Here is a 1,972-nt window from a genome sequence, read left to right on the forward strand (position 1 = left end):
ATCATCGAAGAGCGCGGCGAGATCGTCGCCTCGAACCGTCGGGCGACGGTGCGCGGATGACCGTCCGTGCACCGCTGGCCGTCTCCGACGCTCACCACGGAGACTCGATCTCGGTCAGCGGCGTCTGCTTGACCGTCGTCGACCAGGGCGAGGACTGGTTCACCGCCGACGTGATGCGCCAGAGCCTGGACATGGCGACCCTCGGCGCGTTCGGTCCCGGCACCCGCGTGAACCTCGAGCGCGCCATGGCCGCGCACGGCCGCCTGGGCGGACACATCGTTCAGGGACACGTCGACGGGACCGGCACGGTGCGGGAGGTTCGCCCCGGAGCGCAGTGGCGGGTCATCCGCATCTCACTGCCCGCGGACCTCGCTCCGCTCGTCGTCGACAAGGGATCGATCGCCGTCGACGGGGTCTCTCTCACGGTTTCGAATGCGTCGGATGCCGCCGCCTCCGATGCCTGGTTCGAGGTGTCGCTGATTCCCGAGACCCTGGAGGCGACGACCCTCGGCGACCGCGTCGCCGGCGACCGGGTCAACCTCGAGACCGACATCCTCGCGCGTCACGTGCAGCGCCTGCTCGCCTTCGCTCCCCCTGTGTCCGATTCCACCGACTCCCTCACCGAAGGAGGCTCACGATGAGCCTTGCCACCATCCCCGAGGCCCTCGAGGCGCTGCGCGCCGGACGGCCCGTCATCGTCGCCGACGACGAGAGCCGCGAGAACGAAGGCGACATCATCCTGTCGGCTCAGCTCGCCACGCCCGAATGGCTCGCCTGGACGATCCGCTGGTCCAGCGGCTTCATCTGCGCGCCCATGCCCGCCGAGTGGGCCGACCGCCTCGACCTGCCGCCGATGGTCGCGGTGAACGAAGACGCTCGCGGCACCGCCTACACCGTGAGCGTGGACGCCGCCGACCGCGTCTCGACCGGCATCAGCGCGACCGACCGCTCGCACACGCTCAACGTGCTCGCCGACCCAGCATCCGTTCCGTCGTCGGTGATCCGGCCGGGTCACATCCTGCCGTTGCGCGCCGTGGACGGCGGAGTGCGCGAGCGTGCGGGTCACACGGAGGCCGGTGTGGAGCTCATGCGCCTCGCGGGCCTGCAGCCGGTCGCCGCGATCGGCGAGGTCGTCGCCGAGGACGGATCGATGATGCGCCTGCCGGGCCTGGAAGAGCTCGGCGCGCGCGAGGGCGTTCCGGTGATCACGATCGAGCAGCTCATCGCCTACCTCGACGAGATCGAGCCGACGGGAGCTCCGGCGAGTGTCGCGGCGGCGCAGAAGCGCCGCGTGAGCCTGCGCGCCGAAGCGACCGTGCCCACGTCCCACGGCACGTTCCGCTTCCTCGCGTACAAGGACCGGGTGACCGGCACCGATCACATCGCGGTCGTCTCGGGTGACCTCACCGAGGACGCGCCGCTCGTGCGGGTGCACTCCGAGTGCCTCACCGGAGAAGCGTTCGGCTCGCAGAAGTGCGAGTGCGGCCCGCAGCTGGATGCCGCTCTGGACCGTATCGACAAGGACGGCGGGGTCGTCATCTACATGCGCGGTCACGAGGGCCGCGGCATCGGCCTCATCAACAAGCTGCGGGCCTACAGCCTGCAGGAGCGGGGTCTTGACACCGTCGACGCGAACCTCGCCCTGGGCCTGCCCGCCGATGCCCGCGACTATGCGGCGGCCGGCGGCATCCTGGCCGATCTCGGCGTCGATCGCATCCGCCTGCTGACCAACAACTCCGACAAGGTCAAGCAACTGCGCGAGCTCGGACTCGATATCGTCGAGCAGGTGCCGCTGCTGGTCGGCGTCGGCGCCAACAACCACCAATATCTGGCGACCAAGCGCGATCGCATGGGCCACATCATCACCGCCGAAGAGCTCGATGCGGCTCTCGCGCACAGCACGGAGGAGCACGCATGAGCGGCCACGGAGCCCCTGAAACCGCGGACTCTAGAGGATCCCCGGGACCGAGCT

At 69.8% G+C, this 1,972-nt stretch carries 1 protein-coding gene and 1 pseudogene; both read left to right on the forward strand.

Features of this window, described 5'->3' with window-relative positions:
• A pseudogene (locus I5I_RS00240) lies at positions 1 to 641 on the forward strand (riboflavin synthase); the annotation flags it as partial.
• Positions 638 to 1,918 carry a bifunctional 3,4-dihydroxy-2-butanone-4-phosphate synthase/GTP cyclohydrolase II gene (locus I5I_RS00245; RefSeq protein WP_036314828.1) on the forward strand — a complete coding sequence of 427 codons (1,281 nt, stop codon included), beginning with the start codon at positions 638 to 640 and terminating at the stop codon, positions 1,916 to 1,918. The pseudogene I5I_RS00240 and the gene I5I_RS00245, both read left to right, overlap by 4 nt.
• The last annotated feature ends 54 nt before the right edge of the window (positions 1,919 to 1,972 follow it).

The organism is Microbacterium sp. B24 (assembly GCF_000333415.1).
In the GTDB taxonomy this organism is placed as follows: domain Bacteria; phylum Actinomycetota; class Actinomycetes; order Actinomycetales; family Microbacteriaceae; genus Microbacterium.